This window comes from Bradyrhizobium cosmicum, assembly GCF_032290525.1.
GTDB classification, from domain to species: domain Bacteria; phylum Pseudomonadota; class Alphaproteobacteria; order Rhizobiales; family Xanthobacteraceae; genus Bradyrhizobium; species Bradyrhizobium cosmicum_A.
The window spans coordinates 1-23,405 of sequence record NZ_JASXTA010000036.1; the positions used below are offsets into that span (position 1 = coordinate 1).

The 23,405-nt window shown below is 62.4% G+C and carries 24 protein-coding genes and 3 pseudogenes; 14 read left to right on the top strand and 13 right to left on the bottom strand.

Annotated elements, in window-relative coordinates:
* A pseudogene (locus tag QSV46_RS36565) lies at positions 1–726 on the top strand (DNA-binding response regulator); the annotation flags it as partial.
* Between the two features lie 98 nt (positions 727–824).
* Here QSV46_RS36565 and QSV46_RS36570 read toward each other — a convergent pair.
* Complete coding sequence (locus tag QSV46_RS36570) at positions 825–1,238, bottom strand: SRPBCC family protein (protein ID WP_314963281.1); 414 nt, start codon at positions 1,236–1,238, stop codon at positions 825–827.
* A gap of 250 nt (positions 1,239–1,488) precedes the next feature.
* On the opposite strand from QSV46_RS36570, the gene QSV46_RS36575 reads away from it, so the two are divergent.
* The 3 genes from QSV46_RS36575 to QSV46_RS36585 all read left to right on the top strand — a co-directional run bounded on the left by QSV46_RS36575 (position 1,489) and on the right by QSV46_RS36585 (position 4,950).
* A complete protein-coding gene (locus QSV46_RS36575; RefSeq protein WP_314963283.1) occupies positions 1,489–2,937 on the top strand; it encodes a GH1 family beta-glucosidase in 1,449 nt (482 codons plus the stop codon).
* Between the two features lie 120 nt (positions 2,938–3,057).
* Positions 3,058–4,290, top strand: a complete 1,233-nt coding sequence (locus QSV46_RS36580) for an acetyl-CoA C-acetyltransferase (protein WP_314963286.1) — start codon at positions 3,058–3,060, stop codon at positions 4,288–4,290.
* Positions 4,291–4,647: 357 nt separating this feature from the next.
* Positions 4,648–4,950 (top strand): HU family DNA-binding protein, encoded by a 303-nt coding sequence (locus QSV46_RS36585; RefSeq protein WP_014493658.1) that lies wholly within the window; start codon positions 4,648–4,650, stop codon positions 4,948–4,950.
* A 72-nt stretch (positions 4,951–5,022) separates the two neighbouring features.
* Here QSV46_RS36585 and QSV46_RS36590 read toward each other — a convergent pair whose 3' ends face one another.
* From QSV46_RS36590 to QSV46_RS36605, 4 genes are all read right to left on the bottom strand, one after another.
* Complete coding sequence (locus QSV46_RS36590; protein WP_314963306.1) at positions 5,023–5,178, bottom strand: hypothetical protein; 156 nt, start codon at positions 5,176–5,178, stop codon at positions 5,023–5,025.
* A 4-nt stretch (positions 5,179–5,182) separates the two neighbouring features.
* Positions 5,183–7,576: an endopeptidase La gene (lon, locus tag QSV46_RS36595; RefSeq protein ID WP_314963309.1), complete on the bottom strand. Its 2,394-nt coding sequence runs from the start codon at positions 7,574–7,576 to the stop codon at positions 5,183–5,185.
* A gap of 8 nt (positions 7,577–7,584) precedes the next feature.
* On the bottom strand, positions 7,585–7,968 hold the full coding sequence (locus tag QSV46_RS36600; protein WP_314963312.1) for an Hsp20/alpha crystallin family protein: 384 nt from the start codon (positions 7,966–7,968) through the stop codon (positions 7,585–7,587).
* 151 nt (positions 7,969–8,119) lie between these two features.
* Positions 8,120–8,686: a ferritin-like domain-containing protein gene (locus tag QSV46_RS36605; protein WP_314963314.1), complete on the bottom strand. Its 567-nt coding sequence runs from the start codon at positions 8,684–8,686 to the stop codon at positions 8,120–8,122.
* A gap of 331 nt (positions 8,687–9,017) precedes the next feature.
* Here QSV46_RS36605 and QSV46_RS36610 point away from each other — a divergent pair, with 331 nt between their 5' ends.
* The gene (locus QSV46_RS36610) at positions 9,018–9,671 is read left to right on the top strand and encodes an L-fuculose-phosphate aldolase (RefSeq protein WP_314963317.1); all 654 of its coding nucleotides are present in this window, start codon (positions 9,018–9,020) and stop codon (positions 9,669–9,671) included.
* Positions 9,672–9,675: 4 nt separating this feature from the next.
* Complete coding sequence (locus QSV46_RS36615) at positions 9,676–11,463, top strand: chloride channel protein (RefSeq protein WP_314963320.1); 1,788 nt, start codon at positions 9,676–9,678, stop codon at positions 11,461–11,463.
* Positions 11,464–11,470: 7 nt separating this feature from the next.
* On the opposite strand, the gene QSV46_RS36620 is transcribed toward QSV46_RS36615, so the two are convergent.
* Positions 11,471–11,728 (bottom strand): DUF2798 domain-containing protein, encoded by a 258-nt coding sequence (locus QSV46_RS36620; protein WP_314963323.1) that lies wholly within the window; start codon positions 11,726–11,728, stop codon positions 11,471–11,473.
* A gap of 305 nt (positions 11,729–12,033) precedes the next feature.
* Here QSV46_RS36620 and QSV46_RS36625 point away from each other — a divergent pair, with 305 nt between their 5' ends.
* Positions 12,034–12,450 (top strand): hypothetical protein, encoded by a 417-nt coding sequence (locus QSV46_RS36625; protein WP_409997256.1) that lies wholly within the window; start codon positions 12,034–12,036, stop codon positions 12,448–12,450.
* A gap of 531 nt (positions 12,451–12,981) precedes the next feature.
* On the opposite strand, the gene QSV46_RS36630 is transcribed toward QSV46_RS36625, so the two are convergent.
* Positions 12,982–13,866, bottom strand: a complete 885-nt coding sequence (locus QSV46_RS36630; protein WP_314963328.1) for a hypothetical protein — start codon at positions 13,864–13,866, stop codon at positions 12,982–12,984.
* Positions 13,867–14,815: 949 nt separating this feature from the next.
* On the opposite strand from QSV46_RS36630, the pseudogene QSV46_RS36635 reads away from it, so the two are divergent.
* The 4 genes and pseudogenes from QSV46_RS36635 to QSV46_RS36655 all read left to right on the top strand — a co-directional run.
* Positions 14,816–15,037: pseudogene (locus QSV46_RS36635) on the top strand (DNA/RNA helicase domain-containing protein); the annotation flags it as partial.
* A 300-nt stretch (positions 15,038–15,337) separates the two neighbouring features.
* On the top strand, positions 15,338–16,813 hold the full coding sequence (locus QSV46_RS36645) for a hypothetical protein (protein ID WP_314963337.1): 1,476 nt from the start codon (positions 15,338–15,340) through the stop codon (positions 16,811–16,813).
* A 14-nt stretch (positions 16,814–16,827) separates the two neighbouring features.
* Positions 16,828–17,364, top strand: a complete 537-nt coding sequence (locus tag QSV46_RS36650) for a hypothetical protein (protein ID WP_314963339.1) — start codon at positions 16,828–16,830, stop codon at positions 17,362–17,364.
* Positions 17,327–17,512, top strand: coding sequence for a hypothetical protein (locus tag QSV46_RS36655; protein WP_314963341.1), 186 nt, complete (start codon positions 17,327–17,329; stop codon positions 17,510–17,512). The genes QSV46_RS36650 and QSV46_RS36655 overlap by 38 nt, the downstream gene beginning before the upstream one ends.
* 334 nt (positions 17,513–17,846) lie before the next feature.
* Here the strand turns inward: QSV46_RS36655 and QSV46_RS36660 are convergent.
* Positions 17,847–18,053 (bottom strand): annotated as a pseudogene (locus QSV46_RS36660) (PRC-barrel domain-containing protein); the annotation flags it as partial.
* Positions 18,054–18,593: 540 nt separating this feature from the next.
* Between QSV46_RS36660 and QSV46_RS36665 the strand changes: the two are divergent.
* Complete coding sequence (locus QSV46_RS36665) at positions 18,594–18,815, top strand: hypothetical protein (RefSeq protein WP_314963343.1); 222 nt, start codon at positions 18,594–18,596, stop codon at positions 18,813–18,815.
* A gap of 166 nt (positions 18,816–18,981) precedes the next feature.
* Here QSV46_RS36665 and QSV46_RS36670 read toward each other — a convergent pair whose 3' ends face one another.
* The 3 genes from QSV46_RS36670 to QSV46_RS36680 form a co-directional block, all read right to left on the bottom strand.
* Complete coding sequence (locus tag QSV46_RS36670; RefSeq protein ID WP_314963344.1) at positions 18,982–19,551, bottom strand: hydrolase; 570 nt, start codon at positions 19,549–19,551, stop codon at positions 18,982–18,984.
* A 288-nt stretch (positions 19,552–19,839) separates the two neighbouring features.
* Positions 19,840–20,088 (bottom strand): hypothetical protein, encoded by a 249-nt coding sequence (locus QSV46_RS36675; RefSeq protein WP_314963346.1) that lies wholly within the window; start codon positions 20,086–20,088, stop codon positions 19,840–19,842.
* 1 nt (position 20,089) lies between these two features.
* Positions 20,090–20,317, bottom strand: coding sequence for a hypothetical protein (locus QSV46_RS36680; RefSeq protein ID WP_314963348.1), 228 nt, complete (start codon positions 20,315–20,317; stop codon positions 20,090–20,092).
* 168 nt (positions 20,318–20,485) lie between these two features.
* On the opposite strand from QSV46_RS36680, the gene QSV46_RS36685 reads away from it, so the two are divergent.
* On the top strand, positions 20,486–21,412 hold the full coding sequence (locus tag QSV46_RS36685; protein ID WP_314963349.1) for a Ku protein: 927 nt from the start codon (positions 20,486–20,488) through the stop codon (positions 21,410–21,412).
* Between the two features lie 20 nt (positions 21,413–21,432).
* Positions 21,433–21,654, top strand: a complete 222-nt coding sequence (locus tag QSV46_RS36690; RefSeq protein WP_314963351.1) for a hypothetical protein — start codon at positions 21,433–21,435, stop codon at positions 21,652–21,654.
* Between the two features lie 102 nt (positions 21,655–21,756).
* Here the strand turns inward: QSV46_RS36690 and QSV46_RS36695 are convergent, their stop codons facing one another.
* The gene (locus tag QSV46_RS36695) at positions 21,757–22,029 is read right to left on the bottom strand and encodes a hypothetical protein (RefSeq protein WP_314963394.1); all 273 of its coding nucleotides are present in this window, start codon (positions 22,027–22,029) and stop codon (positions 21,757–21,759) included.
* 693 nt (positions 22,030–22,722) lie between these two features.
* Positions 22,723–22,932 carry a hypothetical protein gene (locus tag QSV46_RS36700; protein WP_409997257.1) on the bottom strand — a complete coding sequence of 70 codons (210 nt, stop codon included), beginning with the start codon at positions 22,930–22,932 and terminating at the stop codon, positions 22,723–22,725.
* Positions 22,933–23,405 lie beyond the last annotated feature (473 nt).

Genomic DNA, 23,405 nt, shown 5'->3' on the forward strand with positions numbered 1-23,405 from the left:
GCGGATAAAGCGGACCACGGTTACTCGCAGCATGCGTCAGGGTCTGCAAAGCCGGCCACCGAGATGGCCGAAGCGAACTCCCTACCGGGCCATGGCGTCGGCGATGACGATGAGCATGATTCCCCTGCTTCGGACGGTTCGCCAGAGCTAGCGCGCATGGCAGAACCGGGCGACGCCAAACACGACAAGTCGGGGCACTCAAGCTCTGCAAACGCACCGCAAGCAGCCGAGAGCGTCGAAACGGCGGATAAAGCGGACCACGGTAACTCGCAACATGCGTCAGGGTCTACAATGACGGCCACCGAGATGGCCGAAGCGAACTCCATACCGGCCCACAGCGTCGGCGATGACGGTGAGCATGATTCCCCTGCTTCGGACGGTTCGCCAGGGCCAACGAGGACGGCAGAACCGGCCTTCGCGGAGCATGGCAATTCGGGGCAGGACTTACCGTCAGATGCCGCAAAGCCGGCTAAGGCAGCGCCCGAGACTGGCGGTGCGCATCGAGAACTGGTGTTCCACTTCGACGGCGGGGCAACGCCTTCCCCTCTCGTCGCGGGAGTCGAGCCTAGAGAGCTCCACGATTCGCGCGGCCCGCCCGGTCACGATGCGGACCTCGATGTCATCGTCAAAACTTCCCCCCATGCATTGGACGAACACGTGGCCAACCACGGCAATCATGCAACGCATCATGCCATTGTACCTGCGCCGCATGACCTGCTGATCTAAAGTGTTCGCCATTGACTAAGAAGGCGCGCGACAGCGAGGCCGGATGCTGAGCAGGTGGCCACTTGCTTCCCAAAGGCATGCGCTCTTCCTCCTCACATTCACGACGTTTTCTTCGCCTCCACGTACCGTGCGAAATTGTCGAGGATGGCCTGCCAGCCGCCTTGCTGCTGCTCGACCGAGTGCGTCGGCTCGCTGTCGAAGGCGACGCGGACGACAATGCCCTTCGGGCCGGGCACGAACTCGACTTCGGCCTTTCGATCGCCGAACGCATATTCGATCCGCTTGTGCTCGTCGATCTTCGTGTAGGTGCCGGCGAAGTCGAAGCCCATGCTGCCATCCTTGGCCTCCATGCGCGATGAGAAGGCGCCACCTTCGCGCAGGTCGACCGTCGCCTTGGTGGTATGCCAGTCGTCGGACGCGGCGTTCCACTTCATGATGTCGGCAGGCGTCGTATAGGCGCGCCAGACCTGATCGATCGGGGCTGCGACGCTGGTTTCGACGGTGATCCTCATGGGGCATTGCTCCTGGTTCGAATGTGTCCATCCAAGGACGGTCGAGACTGGACCATGCCGACAAGGTCGAGCCGTCAATCGGCAAAAATATGGAAAATGCGTTATCACATGTCCCTTGGGAGGCAGAGCGGCATGCTGCAACTCGGACAACCGGTCCGAACCCGGCGGGCGGTTCGGCCGCCGGCACTTTTCAAACCGCCCGCAAGCCGCCATTGTGCCGCCGCCATGACGCAGAAGCGGAGCAGTATCAATGTCGGACAAGGTCTCGCGTCGCCAGTTTGCCACGCTGGCGGGACTGTCCGCGGCCGGGATCGCACATCCTCTGCAGGCGGCGGAGACGCAGCGGGGCATGGACGGCTTCCCGGCGGGCTTCGTCTGGGGCACGGCGACCTCGTCCTATCAGGTCGAGGGCGCGGTCAACGAGGACGGGCGAGGGGCCTCGATCTGGGACAAGTTCGTCCGAATCCCCGGCAAAATCGAGGACGGCACCACCGGTGACCGCGCCAACGAGCACTATCACCGCTACAAGGAGGATATCGCGCTCATCAAGGAGCTCGGCTGCAAGGCCTACCGCTTCTCGGTCGCGTGGCCGCGGCTGTTTCCGGACGGTGACGGCAAGCCGAACCCGAAGGGACTCGATTTCTACAACCGCCTGATCGACGAGCTCCTCAAGAACGGCATCGAGCCGTGGCTGACGCTCTATCATTGGGACCTGCCGCAATCGCTCCAGGACCGTTTTGGTGGCTGGCGCTCGACGGAGACCGGCAAGATCTTCGGTGACTATGCGGCCTATGTCGCCGGGCATCTGACCGATCGGGTGAAGAACGTGTTCACGCTGAACGAGAGCGGACGCTTCGTCTATTTCGGTTATGGCATCGGCATTGACGCACCGGGCGTGACGCTGCCGCAAGCCGAGGTCAACCAGATCAGGCACAACAGCGCACTCGCGCACGGGCTCGCGGTGCAGGCGGTGCGCGCCCATGGCCGCCGCGGCACCCGCGTTGGTCCGGCCGAGAACATCGATGCCTGCGCGCCCGCGATCGACACGCCGGAGAACGTCCGCGCTGCCGAGATCGCGCTGCGCGAGATGAATGCCGGCTATCTCAACGTCATCATGACGGGCGACTACACCGACGCCTTCCTGAAATTCGCCGGGCGTGACGCGCCGAAATACACCGACGCGGAGCTGAAGATCATTTCCTCGCCGGTCGATTTCCTCGGCCTCAACATCTACGCGCCGCAGAACTACGTGGTGGCCTCCGACCAGGGCGCGGGCTTCATGCCGCTCCCCATCCCGAAATCGTTCCCGCACATGAATTCGGACTGGCTGCGCGTCGGGCCCGAGACGATCTACTGGGTGCCGAAGCTGGCCGCAAAGATCTGGAAGACGGATGCGATCTATATCAGCGAGAACGGCACCTCCGGCGACGACGTCGTCACGCCCGATGGCAAGATCTACGACACCGACCGCATCATGTATCTGCGCAACTACCTCGCCCAGCTCCAGCGCGCGACCGCCGAAGGGGTGCCGGTGCGCGGCTACTTCCTCTGGAGCCTGATGGACAATTTCGAGTGGGTGTTCGGGCTGAACAAGCGTTTCGGCCTCTATCACGTTAATTTCGACACCCAGGTCCGTACGCCGAAGCTCAGCGCGAGCTTCTATCGCAACGTAATCGCGAAGAACGCGGCGGGGGCGTAGCGCGGCCGGATTTTACGCGTAGCGGAAAATCCGGGTCGCGGGCGTAAACGCCGCGCATTGACTCCGCTTGCCCTGTGATTCAAAACCGCACTTGACACTCGTAACAAGAGGACAACGCCCATGACCGACGCGCTCATCATCGATGCCTGCCGCACCCCGCGCGGCGTCGGCAAGGCTGGCAAGGGAGCTCTCTCGGGCATTCATCCGCAGCAGTTGGGCGCGACCGTGCTGGGCGCGCTCGCCGAGCGCACCGGCATCAATACTGCTGATGTTGACGACATCGTCTGGGGCTGCAGCGCGCAGGTTGCGACGCAAAGCGGCGATCTCGGCCGGATGTCGGCGCTCGATGCCGGCTACGACGTGCGCGCCAGCGCCGTGACGCTGGATCGTTTTTGCGGCTCCGGCATCACCAGCGTCAACATGGCGGCATCCTCGATCATGGCGGGCTCCGAAGACCTCGTCATCGCCGGCGGCTGCGAGATGATGTCGATGGAGGGACGCCGCGGCGGCGGCCCGCTGATGATGGACGGCGGCAATCTGCGTCTGAGGGCAAAGCATCCGCAGTCGCATCAGGGCGTCTGCGCCGATGCGATCGCGACGATGGAAGGCATAACCCGAGGGGACGTCGACGCGCTTGGGCTGGAGAGCCAGAAGCGCGCGGCGCAGGCGATCGCAAACGGCCACTTCAAGAAGAGCCTTGTGCCCGTCCATCGCGAGGACGGCAGCCTCGCGCTCGACCACGACGAGTATCCCCGGCCGCAGACCACGATGCAGGGGCTGAGTGCATTGAAGCCGGCGTTCCCCGCGATCGCCGACTACGCGCTCGACGACAAGGGCACGACCTATCGCGGCCTCATTCTGCAAAAATATCCGGACCTCGACATCGATTTCATGCACCACGCCGGCAACTCCTCCGGCGTCGTCGACGGCGCCGCCGCGATCCTGCTGGCTTCACCGTCCTACGCCAGGGCGCATGGCCTTAAAGCCCGTGCCCGCGTGGTGGCGATGGCGAACATGGGGGACTCGCCGACCTTGATGCTGAACGCGCCGGTGCCCGCGACCCGCAAGGTGCTGGCCAAGGCCGGACTGACCATCGACGACATCGACCTGTTCGAGATCAACGAGGCGTTTGCGGTGGTCGCGGAAAAATATATCCGCGATCTCAAGCTCGATCGCGCCAAGGTCAATGTCAATGGCGGCTCGATCGCGCTCGGTCATCCGATCGGCGCCACCGGCTCGATCCTGATCGGCACGGTGCTCGACGAACTCGAACGGCGCGACCTCAGGCGCGGTCTCGTCACCATGTGCGCCGCCGGCGGCATGGCGCCGGCCATCATCATCGAGCGTATCTAGCGCGAGCGAAGCTCGTCGCGCCCCCGTAAAAACAGGGTGAGAGAGCAGCCGAGACGCCGCAACACGACGATCTAGCCTTATTTTTTAGGGTGAATCGCGACCGGCCTCGCACAAAGAGGCCGGTCGTCGCTTGTCGAAAGCAGCGAATCAGCTTTAGCAAGGCTGCTTGCGGGCCTTTGAAACAAGGCAAAAACCGCTGCCGGAGGCGCCTTCCGCTCAGGAAGTGGCTAAAAAGCAGGGTTTTTTGCCACAGGGGGCCAAAAAAGCCCGTAAAATCGCGACAAAACTGTGCAGAAGGCTCTAGTGCCTTCAACGGTTGGTCTACTATGCAACCGGCAACGAATCAGAGGAGACACGATGCCAACCCAAATGTCCAAATCGCAGCTGATCGAAAAGATTGCGACCGCCACCGAGCTTTCCAAGCGCGACGTCAAGAGCGTCATGGAGACGCTGACCGACGTCGGCCACAAGGAGCTCAAGAAGAACGGCCTGTTCCTGGTGCCGGGCTTCGCCAAGTTCGTGGTCATCAAGAAGCCCGCGACCAAGGCGCGCAAGGGCACCAACCCGTTCACGGGTGAAGAGATGATGTTCAAGGCCAAGCCGGCCCGGAAGATCGTCCGCGCCCGTCCGGTCAAGGCCGCCAAGGACGCGGTGGGCTAACAACGCAAAGGCCCCCTCGGATAGGTGGGGACCTTTTGTTTGGGGCTGCCGCGAGGGCTTGAGACGGAGGGCTCAACCCTTGCGGCGCTTCACCCGGACTGGCACGGGCTGAAGCCGCGGCCCGGGCGCCGGAAGCGCATCGCGAATCCGGTCGATGGCACGATCGAGCAATCGACGCAGCCGCTGCGTCTTCCGCGATCTTTTCGCGTCTTCCAGCAGTTTCTTCATCGCCTTACTCCGCCGCTTCGACCCTGGCATCCGCCGGCTCGAGCGCTGCGGCGATGGCCTCGTCGACGCGCTCCAGCCAGATGAATTCGAGGTTGTCCCGCGCGCTCTTCGGGATGTCGTCATAATCCCGCTTATTGCGCGCCGGCAGCATCACCCGCTTCAAGCCTGCGGCCGCCGCCGCGACCACCTTTTCCTTGATGCCGCCGACCGGCAGCACCAGGCCGCGCAGCGAGATCTCGCCGGTCATCGCCGTATCGCTACGCACCGTGCGATTGGTGAGCAGGGACGTCAGCGCGGTGAACATCGCGACCCCCGCGCTTGGTCCGTCCTTCGGGGTTGCACCCGCCGGGACGTGAACGTGGATGTCGCTCTTCTCAAACAACTGCGGATCGATGCCGAGCTGCGAGGCCTTGCTCTTCACCAGCGTCATCGCCGCCTGCACGCTCTCGCGCATGACGTCGCCGAGCTGGCCGGTCAGGATCATCCCGCCTTTGCCTGATACGCGCGAGGCCTCGATGAACAGGATGTCGCCGCCGACCGGCGTCCAGGCAAGCCCGGTGGCCACGCCCGGAATGCTGGTGCGCTGCGCGATCTCGCCCTCGAAGCGCGGCTGGCCGAGCACGGTGGCGATGTCCTTCGGGCTCACCACGACCTTGGCAGTCGAGCCTTCGGCGACCTGCACCGCGGCATGGCGAAACACCTTGCCGATCTCGCGCTCGAGGTTACGCACGCCGGCCTCGCGGGTGTAACCCTTGACGATCAGCTTCAGCGCCTCCGGCTCGATCTCGGCCTGTTCGGGCGTGAGGCCGTTGGCCTCCAGCTGCCGCCTCACCAGATAGCGCTTCGCGATCTCAAGCTTCTCCTCTTCGGTGTAGCCGGCGAGGCTGATCAGCTCCATGCGGTCCAGCAGCGGACCCGGAATCTGGTCCAGCATGTTGGCGGTCGCGATGAACACCACGCGCGACAGGTCGAACGGCACGCCCAGATAATTGTCCCGGAACGTCCCGTTCTGCTCGGGGTCGAGCACCTCCAGCATCGCAGCGGAAGGATCGCCCTGCACGCCGCGGCCCATCTTGTCGATCTCGTCCAGCATCATGACGCAGTTCCTCGCGCCCGCCTTCTTGATGCCCTGGATGATGTTGCCCGGCAGCGCGCCGATATAGGTGCGCCGGTGGCCGCGGATCTCGGCCTCGTCATGCACGCCCCCTAAGCTGACGCGCACGAAGGGGCGATCCATCGCGCGTGCGATGGACTGGCCGAGCGAGGTCTTGCCGACGCCGGGCGGACCGACGAAGCACAGGATCGGCGCCTTGCCCTGCGGGGCCAGCTTGCGCACCGCCAGATATTCGATGATCCGGCTCTTGATTTTCTCCAGGCCGAAATGATCGGCGTCGAGGATGCGGCGCGCCTCCTTGATGTCGATCGGCTTCTCCGCGGGCAGTGCCCAGGGCAGCTCGATCAGCCAGTCCAGATAAGTGCGGACCATGCCGGCTTCGCCGGCAGCCTCGGGCATGCGCTCGTAGCGGCGCAGCTCCTTCCTGGCGTGCGCGTCCGCCTCGGGCGGCATGTCGGCCTTGGCGATGGCGGCCGTCAGCTCGGCGACCTCGGCCGCCTTGCCGTCGCCTTCGCCGAGCTGGCGCTGGATCGTCGCCATCTGCTCGCGCAGGATCGCCTCGCGCTGCCGCTCGTCGAAGCTGGCGCGAGTCTTCTGGCCGATCTCGTTGCTGATGCGCAGCACCTCCAGCCGCTCGGCCAGATGCTTCGACACCTTCTCGACGCGCAGGGCGAGATCGATGGTCTCCAGCACCTCCTGCTTGTCCTGAGGTTTGATGTCCATGAACGAGGTCGCCAGATCGGCCAGCGCACCGGGTGCGGTGGTGCTCTGGAACATCGCGACCAGCTCGGGCGGCGCCTGCGGCAGCAGCTCGATCGCCTCGATGGCCTGGCGCTGCAGGTTCAGCGCGTGCGCCTCGATCTCGGGCGAGCTCGTGGTCGGCTCCGGAATCTGCTGGAAGCGCGCAGATGGGAACGGCGTCCCCGGCAGAAAGTCGAGGATGCGCGCGCGCTGTACGCCCTGGCAGACGATGTGGTGGGTGCCGTCGGGTGCGGTGATGTAGCGCACGATGTTGGCGATGGTCGCGACCCGGTAGAGATCGTCAGGCCCGGGCTCCTCGATCTCGGGGCTGCGTTGCAGGACGATGCCGACCGGCCGCTGCTCGCGCAGTGCCTGCTGCGCGGCGGCGATGGACTTCGCCCGGCCGATCGCGATCGGCGCAATGGCGCCGGGAAACAGCACCATCTCGCGCACGGGGATGATGATCAGTGCGTCTTCGGGAATCTTCACGTCAGGACCGTTTTGGGAATTCGTCTGTTCGTTATTCATCTGTTCGGGGGCCATGATCGACCTCAGGATTTGGCGAGGCGCAGTGCGACGCAGCCGTCCATCACGAAGCGGCTGATGGCGTAGCGGCCAAGGGGCAATGCAATGCGGCGCTCAAAACGTCCCTGCGGCAGCTCGAGCCGGTGGATGCGGGCGTTGCGAAGCTCCGGCGGAAGCGTGCGGTGGCCGGAGATGACGAGCACGCCGTCAAGGATCACCGTCTCGACATTGTCAGGGTTGACGCCCGGAAGCGCGACCAGGATCAGAAGCTCATGCTCGGTCTCGAGCACGTCGATCGGCGGCTCCCAGCAGGCTTCCTGGCGGCCGAACTGCTGGCGCATGCGTTCGCCGCGGGTCAGTTGGTCCAGGGCTTCGGACAGCATCCAGTCGAAGGGATTTTTGGGTTGCATGATGCGGGCTCGGCGGTGGGAAAGCCAGCATATGGGGCTGGTTCCGGGGAAATCCAGTCCAGCGGCGCGCACGTGCCATGCGCCATCGTGCGATCCGCGAAAAGCAACGCCGCGGCCCTGCCGCGGCGTCCGTTATCAGACGATATCCGGCTCAGGCCGCTTGGCGATATTCTTCTTCCGCCTCGAGGTTGATGACGGAGGTGGCGAGCTCGGTCAAAGCGTGGTCGGTCGCCTCTTCCTCGTCCAGCGTGTCCTGGAGCAGCCTTGCGGCGTCCTGCATGCCGAGCTCCTCGGCCCAGGTACGTAACGTGCCGTAACGGGAGATTTCGTAGTGCTCGACCGCCTGCGCGGCTGCGAGCAAGCCGGCGTCGAGGGCAGGCGCGTTCTTGAACTCCTTCATGATCTCGGCGCCCTCGTCGGTGATGCCGTTGATCGCCTCGCAGGGCTTGCCGCGCGCCGGCTTGCCCAGCATCTTGAAGATCTGGTCCAGACGTTTGACCTGACCCTGCGTCTCGCGCAGGTGCTTGTTGAAGGCGGCTGCGAGATCCTTGGAGTTGGCCGCCTTGGCCATCTTGGGCAAGGTCTTGATGATCTTGTTCTCGGCGAAATAGATGTCCTTGAGCGTCTCCAGGAACAGGTCGCTCAACATCTTTGGCGCCTGACGGGCGCGGCGCGTCGATGACTTCTTGGTTGCGCGTTTCTTCGTTTTCTTGGCCATAAATCCTCCTGTCGAGGTGAACGGGAAGGCCCCTCCTTCCTCTATCCTCGCGCGATCAAGACGCGGCGAAGCCAAAGGTTCCCATTTTGCGAGGCCCGTCAGTTTTCACGCCTGGTCAGGCCGCGCGCTTTGGCTGCCCGGGGGTATCAAGCCAGACCGAGCAGGGATTGCCGCACCGAATTGCCCTTCGGCTCGCCGCCCCGTGCGGTGAAGTCGCCCGCCGTCGGCAAGACGGGCCTTGATCCGGCCGCTTTCGCTTGCACTGCCACATTGCTTTGACGTACTCCCGGTCTAACAAACGTCCATCGCAAGAAATCGAGATGAAATCGGGATGTCGGTGACCGCGGACGAACTCGCCAAAAGACAGGCCATCATCGACGCCTGCCGCCGCATGAATGCGCTCGGCATCAACCAGGGCACCTCGGGCAATATCAGCGTCCGGCATGTGGACGGGCTTCTGATCACGCCGACCAGCGTGCCCTATGACGCCATGACGCCCGACCAGATCGTCTTCATGGCGATGGACGGCTCGCATGCCCCCAGCCAGAAGCCGTCCAGCGAGTGGCGCTTTCATCTGGACATCCTGAAGGCGCGGCCCGACGTCGACGCCGTGGTGCACGCCCATCCGACCTACTGCACCATTCTGGCGATCATGGGCAGGGAGATCCCCCCCGTGCACTACATGATCGCGGCAGCCGGCGGCGACAGCATCCGCTGCGCGCCCTATGCCACCTTTGGAACAGCGGAGCTTTCTGAGCATGCGGTGCGGGCGCTGGAGGGCCGGCTCGCCTGCCTGCTCGACCATCACGGCATGATCGCGGTCGGCAAGACCTTGGAGAAGGCGATGTGGCTTGCCGTCGAGGTCGAGACGCTGGCAAAACAATATCACGGCTGTCTCCAGATCGGGACACCGCCGCTGCTCTCGAGCGACGAGATCGAACGGGTTCGCCAGCGCATGTCCGGCTACGGCATGTCGGAAGGGTAGGCGGGTGTTCGTGCGGATCAGACACCTCGTCGATCGCAAGGGGACAAACCGCACCATGGTTCGGCTGCGGGCGCTGCTGCGCAGCAACGAATTCTATTTGATCCCGCTGGCGCTGGTGATCGGCACGCTGGCCGGCGCGATCGTGACGCTGATGGCGGAGATCGCGCAGATCGCCCATGTGGTGATCTACGGCATTCCCATTGACGTCCGCCTGTCGGCCAATACGCACGTCAGTCCCTGGGCCGCGCTGATCGCGCCCGCGCTGGGCGGGTTGGCGCTCGGTATCATGGAGTGGTGGCGGCGGCGGCTGAAGATCTCCAACGCGGTCGATCCGATCGAGGCGAACGCGCTGCGTGGCGGCAATCTGTCGATGCGCGACAGCGTGGTGGTGTCGAGCCAGACACTGATCTCGAACGGCTGCGGCGCCTCGGTCGGCCTCGAGGCCGGCTATACCCAGATCGGCTCCGGCATCGCCTCGCTGTTCGGCAAGTTCTTCAATCTCCGCCGTAACGATCTGCGCCTGATGGTCGGTTGCGGCGCCGCCGCTGCGATCGCGGCGGCGTTCGGCGCGCCGATCACCGGGGCCTTCTATGCCTGCGAGCTGATCGTCGGCGTCTATTCGGTCAGCAGCGCCGCCCCGATCCTGGCGGCTTCGCTGGCCGGCGCGCTGACCGCGCAATGGCTCGGCGGCGCGCCGTACTCCCTCGAAATTCCCAAGGTCAGCGCCGTCGGCGTCGAGCAATATCTCGCACTGATCGGGCTCGCGCTCGTCACCAGCGGCGTCGGCATCGCGGTGATGCGCTCGTCCTCGACGTTCGAACGCCTGTTCAAATGGCTACCGGTCTGGCTGCGCCCGGTGATCGGAGGCCTCATCGTCGGTGGCTTTGCGATTCTCACGCCGCAGGTGCTGGCGGCTGGCCACGGCGCCATGGTGCTCGATCTGTTTCACGACATGACGATCGGCCTGATTGCGCTGATCATTGCCCTGAAGGTGACGGCCTGCCTGATCTCGCTTGCGTCGGGCTTCCGCGGCGGGCTGTTCTTCGCCTCGCTGTTCGTGGGCAGTCTGATCGGAAAGTTTTTTGCCGCGGTGTTGCTCTTGATCAGCCCGAACTTCGTGATCGACCCGCTGGTGGCGATGCTGACAGGCATGGCGACGCTCGGCGTTGCCATCGTCGGCGGTCCCCTGACCATGTCGTTCCTCGTGCTCGAGATGACCCGCAATGTCGACGTCACCGCGGTGGTGCTGGCCGGCTGCATCGTCACCTCGATCTGCGTCCGTTTCATGTTCGGCCACTCGTTCTCGACCTGGCGCCTGCATCTGCGCGGCGAGACCATCCGCAGTGCCAACGACGTCGGCTGGCTGCGCAACCTCACCGTCGAGCGGCTGATGCGCTCGGACGTCGGCAAGGTGCCGTCGACGACGACGATCGCCGCGGCCCGCCGCGAATTCGCGCTGGGCTCGCGGCCCGGAATCGTCATCGTCAACAATGCCGATGAATATGTCGGCCTCGTCCTGCTGCCGGACCTGTTCTCCGGCGATCTCGACACCATCGCCGACGACATCCAGGTGATCGAGCTCGCACGCCTGACCGAGATCGTGCTGATCCCGGAAATGAACGTGAAGTCGGCGATGGCGGTGTTCGACGAAGCCGAGGCCGAGATGCTGGCGGTGGTCGATTCCACCGACAGCCGCAAGGTGGTCGGCTTCCTCACCGAGACCTTCGTCCGCCGCCGCTATGTCGAGGAGATCGATAAGGCGACGCGCGGCGTGCTGGGCGCGCTGACGTAGGCGCCTTTTATCGGCCTGGCTGAGATGGTGGAGCGACGAGGCAGGCCACGATCCGGCGGACCAGCGGCAGCACCATCAGCAGCGTCGGAAACGCGACGAGCCATGACAGCGCCCAGGCGCCGGGCCAGGTGGCCAGGAACGCCGGCGTTGCGCCGAGGCTGCGCAGCGTCGAAATGACCGACACCACCGCCGTCATGAGGATGGACAGCACGAATGGCATCACGATCGGCGCATAGCGCGCCGGCAGTTTGCGAACCGCAATCATCTGATTTCTCTTGGGGAGTAGGACGCGTCAGTCACGGTGAACCCTGAAAAATGGCATCGATCCCGACGGCGTCGGTTGATGCGTTGGTTCACGTAAACGCTTACGGCGACCGCAAAACGGCGCGGCTGTTCATTATCCGCTCATGTTGAATGGCGCAAGGTGCATCAGGTCGTTCGGTTTACAATCGTTCAAACGTGGCAGATTGCCGCGATCATGAAACCATTTCAGTGCTTTGCGCGTTGTAGACTGTTTACTTATGTCTCTTTGGGCGAGAACAGAGGACCGTCAAAATGAGTGTTAGACCCATGATTTTCGCGTCCGGCCGCAGCACGCTGATGGCCGCGTTCGCAAGCCTCGCCCTGGTCGCGGCTGCCGCATCGCCGTCCACCGCGGCCTCGTCGGGAACGCTCGTCAAGGCGGCCGTCGCGGGCCAGGCCGCGTCCGACGCCACCGATTTCAGCGCCGCCAGGCGCCGTTACTATCGCCGCGGACCGAACGGGGCCGCCCTTGCCATCATGGGTGCAGCGACTGGACTGGCGATCGGAGCGATCGCCGAAAGCCGTCGCCGCGACTATTACGAGAACCAGTACTACTATGATCGCAGTCCGGGCTATTATGGTGGTCACACGTATTACGGCGGTGGTTACCGGCAGCCCTATGCCGGCGGCTGGACTCCCGCCTATCGCCAGGACCCGCGCGTCTGGGGTGATCCGCGCTATTGATGCGTGGTCGGCCGTGGCCGGATTGCACTTCGCTGCATCCGGGCGATAGGCCCGCGTCCTTGGCCGGCGGCCAAAACACCCGCCGGGCTGTCAATCCGTCCGCGCGAAAATATTTCGCTTTACCGAAATTCGGTTTTAGCGTATCTCTCGCCTATCCCGGCTCATCCTTGAGGGGCGATCGTACGTCGTCACGATACGCGAGCCGGGCTTGCGGTGGACGCGGCAGCGTCGGCATGAGAGGTGCGGGCAGGGCGGGTAGTCCCTGTGAGCTCGCGGCCGCGTGCGGACGAGCGGCGCTGTCAGGTTCGTCTCGCCAGTAAGTTTCCGGCTCCGTCGACAGGGCCGGGAATACTGCGGCGAAATGGCGGGCCGCGCGTACGGCAAAACCGTGTGGTCCTGGCGTCCAGCGAATACTTCGGTTCCGCGATTGTTAGAAAATTGCTTTAGAATCAATCTCTTATGATTTTGAGGGTGCCTAAGTGTGGCACGCTCGGCGAAGAGCGGGCCCCATTAGGCCCTAGCCCGGTTCAGTTAGGGATCGACGGACACCTCTTCCCCGTCGTCCCAACGATTGAAGTAGACGCGATAACTCGAGCCCGAGAGCTCTTCTGATCCTTGGCCTGATTTAGCGTCCTCCGGGCGGCACACCGTGGCTGTGGTGTACTCTTCATCAGCTCCCGATCGCGCCTTCGCGAAAGCGCTTGGCGAGCTCTTCACCGCCCGCGCCACTGTGTCCAGCCACTCCTGCCAACGTGAATCCGCGCGCTTGCCGCGTCCCGTCCAGAGACCGAGGAACCGTCCCTTCGAATCGCAGAGAAGTGACGTCTCAACGTCGGCGTACGTCTGGAAATGCTCGGCCCTTAGGTGAGCAAGGCCCGTAGTCCTTGCGATGTTCTTGACGCCACCGCCCAGGGCATCTTTGATCGCCTGACAAGACAAGCGAGGCTGCGTCTCGATGGGCGGCCGGTACGAGAAGTGGGTGTCGAAACTGGGTTGAATAGAAAGATGGGCGCGACGCAGACCCTTGCCCACTGCCTTCTTGTACTCAACCTTATACGCCGCGATTGTGATCTCTGAAGACCCGCTAACCGGCGTTGGGTCACTAGGGCACGCAGTGGTCTGCCCATCCGCGATGGCATCCTTTTCCAGTCGAATGAATATGCTCTGGACGGCGTCCGGCGTCTGGTCGGAATCCACTGCGAAGATGATGGCCTTGGCGTAGGAGGCCCACTTGGCCTGCGGAGAGGGACCGTCCTCGTAAAGTCCCGTTCCGATATGGGTAAATCCGTTCTCGTCGCAGCTAAGACCGGTTTCCACCTCCGGGAAGTTCTCAATCTCGTACGATTCCTCCCCTTGGAACTGCTTCTTCTCAAGCTTCCACCTCAGTGGTGGCACAACATCACCGAAGATCCTCAAGCCCTCGTTTAAGCGCGTTTGAAATGCAATGCAGCCGGCAAGTCTGCCAGTCGCCGTCGCTTGGAATGTCGAGGCTGTCGGTTCTTCCGTCCTCCGAGTAGCTGTCGAAGGATATGACGTCGCCAACTCAGCCGAAGCAGGCTCGCGGTCGAGATAATGGAGAAGTGCTCCGACCAAAATTGCGGTACCCACCGAGATCAAACGACCAAATGAACCTAGTCGGGCAGGAGGATTATCCGTCCTCTTGGCGAGCTAACCTCATTGAGGTCTCGGGAGACCTCGAGAAGGGGGATGACAATCTGTTTGCTGCAAGAACATCAAACGTAACTAGGGCTGTCGTTACTTTTCGAAGTGATGGGGGAAGTTTGCTAGCCAGGATTGGGATCGGTGAGCTCATCCGCTCGAAGGGATTTTCCACTCTGGTCCCGGCAAACGCGCGGTGTGCATCGGCGTGCGCGCTCGCGTGGCTCGGCGGTACACGACGCTACATGTCGCCAGACGCAAGAGTCGGATTCCACGCCGCCTACAACCGGACTTCGGGCAACGAGACGGGCGTTGGAAATGCGCTTCTAGGCGCATACGTCAATAAGCTTGGTTGTCCTATTTGGCGGTAGTTTACATCACGCAAGCGTCGCCGACATCCATGACATGGCTAAGCGCAGAGGATGCCAAGAAGAATGAGATCGATGTCACGCTCGTCGAGCCGGCCTCGTCGACATCAAGTGATCGCGGCAAGGAGGGAGACGCGTTAGCCGCGCGGGCCTCGATCAAGAAGCTGGACCAATACCCCCTCGTCGTAACCCGAGATCTGGAAGCAGCTCGGGCATGGCTTCGTAGCCGGGCGCGGGGGGGCAGAGCGCATTGGACTAGTTGCATCTTTCAATGCCATCCGTCTCAAGCCAGTCGGCATATTTGTTAAGGCCAAGACTGACCGGCCACCTGGCTCCTCGATGGCAAGGATGATGTGCGTTCATCGTACGCGCTCGAGCATGTCGCTACCGAGTTTGATGTTCAGGGCTCGACGCTCGACTGGGTCGGAATGTGTTGGGATGCAAATTCCGACGCGAAAGCGGTGCGTGGAAGCCGTATTACTTTCGCGGTCCTCGGTGGGAGCGCGTCCAAGATCCCACTCGAGCGGCTTACTTGGCTAACGCGTATCGCGTGCTCCTAACCAGGACTCGGCAGGGCATGGTGATCCTGGTGCCGCACGGGTCGGAGTTGGATTCGACACGGGCGCCGAATTTCTACGACGACACGTTTTCGTTCCTGCTCGACTGCGGGATAGGGCGGTTGTCGTCCCAATCAAGCGATCGCGCTCGGCTCGATCGCGAAGAACATCGTCGCTCCCGTTCATATCGTTACGAAAGGCCGCATCAACGAGAGCCCCGGTTGCATTGCCCGGACCCGCGACTTCATCGACTATCGGTCGGGGGTACCGTCTTGGGTTCTGATTGATTTTGACTCCAAGGGCATGCCTTCGGAAGTCAAAGCCGAGATCGATGCCAGCGGCGGCATGTGGGAGTGTCTGCTTAAGATCGCTCCTGGTCTCGCGCGCGCCGCCCGCGTCAGCCGCTCCAGCACAAGCGCTGGATTGGCTCGTGGCGACACCGGTGAGCTGATCCCCGGCTCGGATGGCGAACATCACTACTTGCTCGTCGCTGACGGTGGCGACATCGAGCGCTTCTTGAACGATCTGCACGATCGATGCTGGTTGAATGGATTCGGCTGGCACATGATCAGCCGTGCGGGCACCTTGCTCGAGCGGAGCATCGTGGATCGCATGGTGGGCTTTGGCGAGCGTTTGTGCTTCGAAGGTGCCCCCTTGCTCATCCCGCCGCTTGTCCAGAACTCTTCGAAGCGAGAGCCCCGCGTCTTTGACGGCCAAACGGTTGACTCCACTCGCGTCGTGCCGGCGCCGACCGAATACGACCGGCACCGGATCAACTTGGCAAAGGATGAAAGCAAGCGAGCTTTGAGCAAAGCTGCCGCCGAGGTCGCGAACAAGCACGACCAAGATCTCGCCAAGGCCGTCTCAGCTCGGTCAGGCACGCCGATCGCTACCGCGTTGCGTCTGATTAAAGCGCGGCACCAGGGCGTGCTCTATCCGGACATTGAGTTGGAGTTTGATCGCCTTGGTAGCGTCACCGTCGGCGCCGTCCTGGCGACGCCGGAGCATTACGTGAATGAAACGCTTGCCGATCCGCTGGAGGGTGTGTCGTACGGTCGCTGCAAAGCCATGGTCATGCTAGGACGCGAGGGCGATCTCGTGATCCATTCATTTGCTCATGGTCGTTCGTTCTATTCCCTGCGTTACGATCTGGCATCAGCAAAGGCGACCATCACCGCCGGAACCGCTGCTGGGATGGTGGATCACGCGATGGCGATCCTCGCCCAAGCCAAGCTCGAGCTGAACGAGCTCGACGAGTTTGCTGCGTCCGTGGCAAAGGCGGCCGGCGTGAGCGTGCGCACAGTCAAGGCGCGCATGAACAACGAACTCGCTGAGCGAAAGATCCAGGCGCGAAAAGTTGCTGCGGAAGCGGCGACCGATGCGCGTATTGTTCGCCCGCTTCCGTACGCAAATGAGGAATTGTTGCCGACGGTCACATTCATCGACACCGTTCTCGCAAAAGACAACAGCCCTGAACCCCCGATGCGCAACGCAAACGGTGTTCCTGTTCGGATTGACGAAAAAGAGCCATGGGCTCTCCATCTTCTGACGTCCGCGTCGGCGAACGCAACTGCTCGACCCGACGAACTGATGAAGGCGCCGACCCAGCCGGTGATCACCGAGCTGACGGCGAGCAGTCTGCAGATGCTGATCGAGAAGCATCTCCGCTGGGAGAAGGCTCGCTGCATGAAAATTGTCTCGATCGGGTCCTTCCCAGGCCCAAGCTACTGCGGGTCACACTTGTGCATGACATATTTGTACGGTATGGTACAAAATTAGGGGTCAGTAGGAAAATGGCTACGATAGCTCAAGCGGCAGCTCACATCTGTTGCTCGCGGTCTCAGTTCGATCAATACCTCGCCGAGGGCGTGATCACCCGGCAGCCCTCCGGCAGATATGTTCTCGACCAGGTCCGTCGAGAGGTTTTGGCGCACCTGCGGTCTGTCGCCGCCGGTCGCGGAGGTGCAGCGGGCAATAATCTTACCGAGGAGCGCACGCGCCTTGTCGCCGCGAAACGTCGCCGCGAGGAGCGCCAGGACGCCATTGAGGCAGGCGAGGTTGTGCAGCTTGACTTAATTTGCCGCTGTCTCGAGCAAACTCTCTTGGGCATGCGCAATCGTCTGCTCAACCTGCCAGGCGAGACTGCCTATTTGCTTGCATTGCGTCCGCAGGCCGAATGCTACGAACTTATGAACGACGCCGTGCGCGTCGCACTCGAAGAGATTGCCGATCCGGCTTGGACTGCGGCTCAGATCGCCTCTGCAGGCCTCGTGAGCAAGGGAGTGAAGACTGATGGCAAAGAAGAAGATGACGTTGCCGATGTTGCTTGAGAGTGAACCGCGCGCCGGCTTTCGTATTCTCGCCAACGGCGAGGTGGAGATGATGACGGAGACTGAAACGTACGCGCTGGTCATGCGCGCTATCCGCGAGGGTATGCGGCGTACTGGCTGGCCGCCGTTGAAGCGGACACTGCACTGATACGCCTGAGCGGTTCTATCGGTCACAGCCATGTGGTGGATGGAGTGATATTAACCGGTGGTCCGCTTGCATAGCCCGCGCGCCAGTATGCCGGGTAATGAGCGCAGCCAGTTGCTCGGGCGGGCGATCTCGGTTGATCTGCATGATGGAAGGAATTCTCTACGAGAGTGCCAACGTCGACATCTGGCGGCTGATGCGTGATCAGCGGTCCGGAGCCGCACTGGTGGGGTATCAATCGTCAGTTCCGGTGGGCGGACGTCCTGATCGAAATCGGAATGACGATTCCGAGCTCATCGCGGCGACGATCTCGAACGGGCATCGCGAGGCCGGGCTAGTAGCCGCCAAGGTTGGTGTCGTATTTCAGCGATTGCCACGGAAGCGAGTAATGGTCGTCACCGATTCCGAAGAAGCGGCCAAAGCCCAGCACCGCATTAGCGACTTTGCCGCTGATCTTGTCGATCATCACCCGTTCGATCGAGCCGATGCGCTGACTGTCGGCACCATAGACCGCGGTCCCTTCGACCTTGTCGCTGCCGATCAGATTTCCTGTTTCGCGTACTTCTTAGGCCATGCGAGATCTCGTCCCATGATTGGGAGCAACCTGGGGCAGTCTCGCTCGATCCTACTGAATCCTATCTGCAGTGTCGCAGGGGCCTGTCCGCTGGCGAGGCTCGGACGGTTGGACCTCACATGAAGGCGATGGCGACCCCAGTCCAGAGTGTACAGGCCGGTCATGGTTGCGCCGAGACATACGTCCGCCATGATCCGCGGGGAGTTTAAGGAGCCTCGGCACTCGCTGTTCCGTTCAGGTTGCTCAGCGGATCGACGCGCCGCGCCCGACATCGTTCCGGCAACGCCGGCTTGCTCGAGTCGAGGCAGCCCGGCTGACCGTTTGGGCGAAGGCGCCGAGCGGACGGAACGATAACGCGACGACATCTTTGACTCGCTGGACCACAGCCCGCCGTTTGAGTACGGCGCCTGTAGCGGATAGCCAAAGGCTCGAAGGCCCGCTGTTCAAAAACATGCGCTCGCGCGGATAGCCAAAGGCGGTGGTCCCGTTCCGGGCGGTGAAAGAATCAGCTTGAAGAAACCGGCGAAAACGCGCGAAGAACTCGAAGCCGCGATTAGGCTGGAGATGGAAGATATCTGCGAGTTGCCGACGGATATCGCCATCTCGGTCGTGCCCTCTCAGGACACCTGGAAGGTAGCGATCATGACGGACGGACAGCTGGATGCGGGGCGGGCCGAGATGATCGAAACCATCGCGGACCGGCTGCGCACCGAGTTCGACTTGAGAAGCTGAACAAAGGGCTTCGCAGCGTGCTCAGGTCGTCCGGCAAACGGCCGCGGCGGCGAGGAGTGCCGAGATGGCGTGGCCTGTAACTCCGCCCCCAAAGCCCCTAGGAGTCCCAACGCGGGGCTTGCTCATCCTTCATCTCAGGCGAGCGCTACCTTGCCATGCGCATCCGTTAGGCTGATTGGTGCAGACGGCGGTGACTTGGGAAATACCACCTCATGACCTGTCGCAGCTTGTCGGAATCTTCCCGCGCCCAGTTGCGCATGATCTCGCACCCGAAGGAGATCGCAGTAATGGGCCATGCCCCCGCCTGAATCATTCGGTCAAACGCGCGCTCATGCGCGGCCGGCGAGATGCCGCCCACGGCATCGGCAACCGGATAGACCTCATAGCCTTCAGCCAGCATGTCGAGGGTCGGAAAGGCCAGGCAGACCTCGGTCCAGAGCGCGCCGATAACCACCTTGCGCCGCCCCGTGTCCTGGACGGCCTTGCGGAAGTCCTCGTCCTCCCAGGCATTGACGCCCGTGCGGTCGATCTCTTCCACGCCCGGCAGCGCCTCTCGGATCGCCGGAATCGTGCCTTCGTTCACGCCCATCGCCACTGCGACCGTCGAGAGCACGACTGGGATATCGTAGGCTCGCGCGAGTTTGCACAGCGCAACCGCATTGAGGGTGATCTCCTCACGCGAGGACGACGTCACGGACGAATATTGCTCGGGCTGATAATCGATCAGGACCAGCACGCAGTTTTGCGGGGTCAGAAGATGATCGGCCTTGGGATCGCGGACGGGTTCGGGCTGGATCTTTGCCACGTTGTTCCTCTCGAGTTCTAACTGAAGCTGTCGCCATTGATGATCTGAACTTGTAGCAGACACAATCACGTAGCGGGTCGCTGGAGAGCGACGGGAGTAGCAGACTATCGGATCATGGCAAGGGAGCCGGCGCCACATTGGACGGGGTGGCGATGCGGAAGATGCATCCCGCCATGTTCAAGCAACCTCCGCACGCTCCGTGCGAACGAACCTCGAGCTTCACAACGTGCTCAGATCGTCGGGCACCTCGCCGAACTTCAGGATCACGGTCGCGTCTCCGAAGTCGCCCGTCGCAGGATCCCCGCTGCGGCTGAACGCGACGGCGCCGACGACGCCGGGCTTCCGCCAAAGCGCCTCGGCTTTCATCACGGCCGCGTTCGGGTTGAAGCATTCGACCGCCTCGCCGGCAGCGACGCCGTCGTCGGCGGACACGAAGGGTAGAGCGACGTAGTAGGTGACCTCGGACATCTCAGCCGTACCAATCCTTCCGATCGCGCGGGAGGTCGAACCGGCGCCGCGAGTAGCCTGCGGAAACCGAAGCCAGAAGCTCCTCGACCTGCGCCTCAAGGAAGCCGTTCGCAACAATGAGCGCCTTGAGCGCTTCTCGGGCGTCGCCGCCGCAGGCCGCGATGGCCTGGTCGGCGGCGGCATCGAGGACGTCGGGGGCCGGTCTGGATGGCTCGGGGGCAGCGCTCATCCGATTATGTTCTCATTTTGTTCGCAAGAGTCAAGCGTCGGCGCGGTGTTTCGCCGGCGGCTGCTGCAGGGGCGCGGTTGAATTGCGTGGATCGCGGCCGGAGCTGTCGGAACCGAGCCGCGCCGTTCGTCTTGAGTCCGTGTCCCGTACCTGGAGCGTTGCGTAACAATGGCCCCCCGCGCGAACTGGAAAGGCTTTCTGCGTCTATCCCTAGTGACCTGCCCGGTGGCGCTCTACCCGGCGACGTCGGAAAGCGAGAAGATCTCGTTCAATCAGCTCAACCGGCAGACCGGGCACCGCATCAAGTACCTTAAGGTCGATGCCGACACGGGCGAGGAGGTCCCCAACGAGGACATCGTCAAGGGATACGAGCTCGACAAGGGCCAATACATTGAGGTCTCCAAGGAGGAGCTGGAGGAGATCGCGCTGGAATCCACCCGCACGATCGAGATCGACGAATTCGTTGACCGCAGCGACATCGACCCGCGCTACCTCATCCGTCCCTACTACATCCGTCCGGACGGCAAGGTCGGGCACGACGCCTTCGCCGTGATCCGCGAGACCATCCGCGAGATGGACAAGGTCGCGATCGGGCGGGTGGTGCTGACGAACCGCGAGCACATCATCGCGCTGGAGCCGATGGACAAGGGACTGGTCGGCACCCTGCTGCGCTACCCTTACGAAGTCCGCAGCGAGCAGGAATACTTCGACGAGATCCAGGACGTGAAGGTGACCAAGGACATGCTCGATCTCGCCAGGCACATCGTGAACCAGAAGGCGGGCAACTTCGAGCCGGAGAAGTTCGAGGACCATTACGAGACCGCGCTGATCGAGCTGATCAACCAGAAGCGCGCCGGCAAGCCGATCAGGCCCAAGGAAAAGCCCGCCGCGACCAACGTGGTCAACCTGATGGAGGCGCTGCGGCGGAGCGTGGGTCAGGTATCCCCGTCGGCGAAATCGAGCAAGGCCACCAAGAAGCCGCGGAAGGCGACGGCCGGACAAAAGGAGATGCTGATGCCGATCGCCGGCAAGAAGCCGGCCAAGGAAGCGGTGGCAAAGAAGCCTTCAGCAAAGCCGCAACGAAAGTCGGCCTGACGACAGAGCAGGAGAGCCGCATGGATATGAAAGAAACCTCGGCGATGACGGAAGCGTCCGGGCTCGTGAGCGACGGGGAGGGTACCGAGACGTCTGGAGTGCGCAAGCGGCCGCTTCGGTTGTCTTCGGAGGAGTCCACGATGCGCTGGGCCGATCATCTGCGCGAGATGACGATGAAGGCCCCCTTGCAGTCGCTCTTCGTTGCGTTCCTGCTCGGAATCTGGGTCGCGCGCCGGCGATAGGAAGCTTCAAAGTTCGCGAGCTTCGTACCGAAAGGGCGCGCTCCTCGGGATTGTGGAGGCCATGAGCCGATTGTGGCGGCCTGACACTAGATGGTCGCCAACTCAGCGGCCGTGTTCGGACAGGCATTCGGGGCAGGTGTCTCCGATCCCGTCCAGGACCTCCGCTACTGCGAGGGCAGCCGCATCTGGCGAAACCCCGACGGGAGGGTGCTGCCGAGCAATCTTGAAAGCGCGATCGCGGGCGTGAGGATCGGCACGATCTTGCATCCAACCGTGCTCTTCGCATTCCCGGATTGCACCAGCTTCCAACAACACCGACTGAGCCCAACCATCGACCGTGCGATAGGCGGGGCGTCGCTCCCGGAACATCAACATCGCGAACTCCATGAACGCGGAAGGAATCGCCATCCAACCCCGTGGTTCCGGCGCATAACACAGAGCTGGGATTCGCAAATGTACAGGCTTGACCTTCTCCACCTGTTCCAGTGAGGGGTGTGGACAGCTATCGTTCAGATTTCATGAGTTGCCGCGGGAGAACGAGCACTACATTGATCTGGCGATCGAGGATCTTCGAGGCAATGATCGAAATGTGCAGCGCGAACTCGTCTCCATTTCAGCTGCGGCATCCTCCTCTCGTGCATAGACGTACAGCATATCGCCGTCCACCGAGCGTCGGGTGTAATCAGGATCATTCCAAGCATGACCCTTGTAACACCGGAGCGGACGCGTAGAACTTACGCCTCAAGGATTTCCTTCGGGACCGGCCTTTTAGGGAGCCGCGGCTTGCAGGCGGTCCACGCCTGCGCCTTTTCGCTTACGGCAGGCAGACTGGGATCGCGAGGACCACGTCCGCGCCGAGATCGCCCGAGCACATCGACAAGAAAATTCCGCCACCAGCGCCATTGCAGTCAATTGGAGCGCGATCATTTGAGATCCCTCATCAGTGAGGAGACTAAGCCCGGACCGTTTCGGGACTGTTTCGGGCGGGCGGCAGATGGTTTCATTCACCAACCGGTTATCTGGCCTCACGCTGGCGGCCAGCCCACCAGTGCAACCTTGTGGACTGAGCTAAGCCAAGCGGCTGTCCGGGGCTCGTGGTCGGTCGCGGTGCGCTTCGGTTGAGACCGAGTTGAACAATATCTCCGGCTTGGACTTCTCTTCGTTCAAACGCTTTTCGACAAACTGACGCTCGAACTCTGTCAGGCTAGTTTGCAATAAGTGGCTATAGCGTCGAATATTGTTGCGATGTGCACGCGCCAACTGGTCGTCAATCATCATCGTCTTCCTTTGACGGCTACTATCTCATTCCTTTTTGCTTCACGGGGTGAGGTGACCCCGAGGCAACATTCCAAGACGTCGCTGGAGCGGAGTATCTTCGCTCCGTGACGCCGGCAATCCCCGGCCATTTTAAATCCCGGCCTCTAATTCTGTCGGACTTCGATGACAGAAACAAGAAATACTCGACGAGGGCGGCGTGCCAGCTTTTTTGCGATCTGTGAACCAGCTCACATTGTAGCGGGGTGTTGGCTGCTAGCCGGCGAAAAGTCCCGGACAAAGTCCCGGACTCAATAACCTGTTCACCGGCCGTTCTGGAGCGCTCGGCTAGCGCTTCTCGTCATGGGGCGCTTCCTAGCGCCGTCGTGTAAAAATGCGATGGTTGAGATATCAATTATTTAGCGTGCCAGAACCCGCGTGAGGCTCGACGGAACGTAAGACGAAATCGCCAGTTCGATAACGTGATGCGAGAACGG

Excerpts from the sequence above, each read along its gene's own strand:
- QSV46_RS36600 (WP_314963312.1), bottom strand. The coding sequence starts at position 7,968 with ATGCAACCCAAAAATCCCTTCGACTGGATGCTGTCCGAAGCCCTGGAC.
- QSV46_RS36590 (WP_314963306.1), bottom strand. The coding sequence starts at position 5,178 with ATGAAGAAACTGCTGGAAGACGCGAAAAGATCGCGGAAGACGCAGCGG.
- QSV46_RS36680 (WP_314963348.1), bottom strand. The coding sequence starts at position 20,317 with ATGAGCGCTGCCCCCGAGCCATCCAGACCGGCCCCCGACGTCCTCGAT.
- QSV46_RS36585 (WP_014493658.1), top strand. The coding sequence starts at position 4,648 with ATGCCAACCCAAATGTCCAAATCGCAGCTGATCGAAAAGATTGCGACC.
- QSV46_RS36685 (WP_314963349.1), top strand. The coding sequence starts at position 20,486 with ATGGCCCCCCGCGCGAACTGGAAAGGCTTTCTGCGTCTATCCCTAGTG.
- QSV46_RS36675 (WP_314963346.1), bottom strand. The coding sequence starts at position 20,088 with ATGTCCGAGGTCACCTACTACGTCGCTCTACCCTTCGTGTCCGCCGAC.
- QSV46_RS36620 (WP_314963323.1), bottom strand. The coding sequence starts at position 11,728 with ATGATTGCGGTTCGCAAACTGCCGGCGCGCTATGCGCCGATCGTGATG.
- QSV46_RS36695 (WP_314963394.1), bottom strand. The coding sequence starts at position 22,029 with ATGTTGATGTTCCGGGAGCGACGCCCCGCCTATCGCACGGTCGATGGT.
- QSV46_RS36605 (WP_314963314.1), bottom strand. The coding sequence starts at position 8,686 with ATGGCCAAGAAAACGAAGAAACGCGCAACCAAGAAGTCATCGACGCGC.
- QSV46_RS36575 (WP_314963283.1), top strand. The coding sequence starts at position 1,489 with ATGTCGGACAAGGTCTCGCGTCGCCAGTTTGCCACGCTGGCGGGACTG.
- QSV46_RS36645 (WP_314963337.1), top strand. The coding sequence starts at position 15,338 with ATGCCTTCGGAAGTCAAAGCCGAGATCGATGCCAGCGGCGGCATGTGG.
- QSV46_RS36655 (WP_314963341.1), top strand. The coding sequence starts at position 17,327 with ATGGCAAAGAAGAAGATGACGTTGCCGATGTTGCTTGAGAGTGAACCG.
- QSV46_RS36690 (WP_314963351.1), top strand. The coding sequence starts at position 21,433 with ATGGATATGAAAGAAACCTCGGCGATGACGGAAGCGTCCGGGCTCGTG.
- lon (WP_314963309.1), bottom strand. The coding sequence starts at position 7,576 with ATGGCCCCCGAACAGATGAATAACGAACAGACGAATTCCCAAAACGGT.
- QSV46_RS36700 (WP_409997257.1), bottom strand. The coding sequence starts at position 22,932 with ATGATGATTGACGACCAGTTGGCGCGTGCACATCGCAACAATATTCGA.
- QSV46_RS36650 (WP_314963339.1), top strand. The coding sequence starts at position 16,828 with ATGGCTACGATAGCTCAAGCGGCAGCTCACATCTGTTGCTCGCGGTCT.
- QSV46_RS36625 (WP_409997256.1), top strand. The coding sequence starts at position 12,034 with ATGATTTTCGCGTCCGGCCGCAGCACGCTGATGGCCGCGTTCGCAAGC.
- QSV46_RS36610 (WP_314963317.1), top strand. The coding sequence starts at position 9,018 with ATGTCGGTGACCGCGGACGAACTCGCCAAAAGACAGGCCATCATCGAC.
- QSV46_RS36580 (WP_314963286.1), top strand. The coding sequence starts at position 3,058 with ATGACCGACGCGCTCATCATCGATGCCTGCCGCACCCCGCGCGGCGTC.
- QSV46_RS36570 (WP_314963281.1), bottom strand. The coding sequence starts at position 1,238 with ATGAGGATCACCGTCGAAACCAGCGTCGCAGCCCCGATCGATCAGGTC.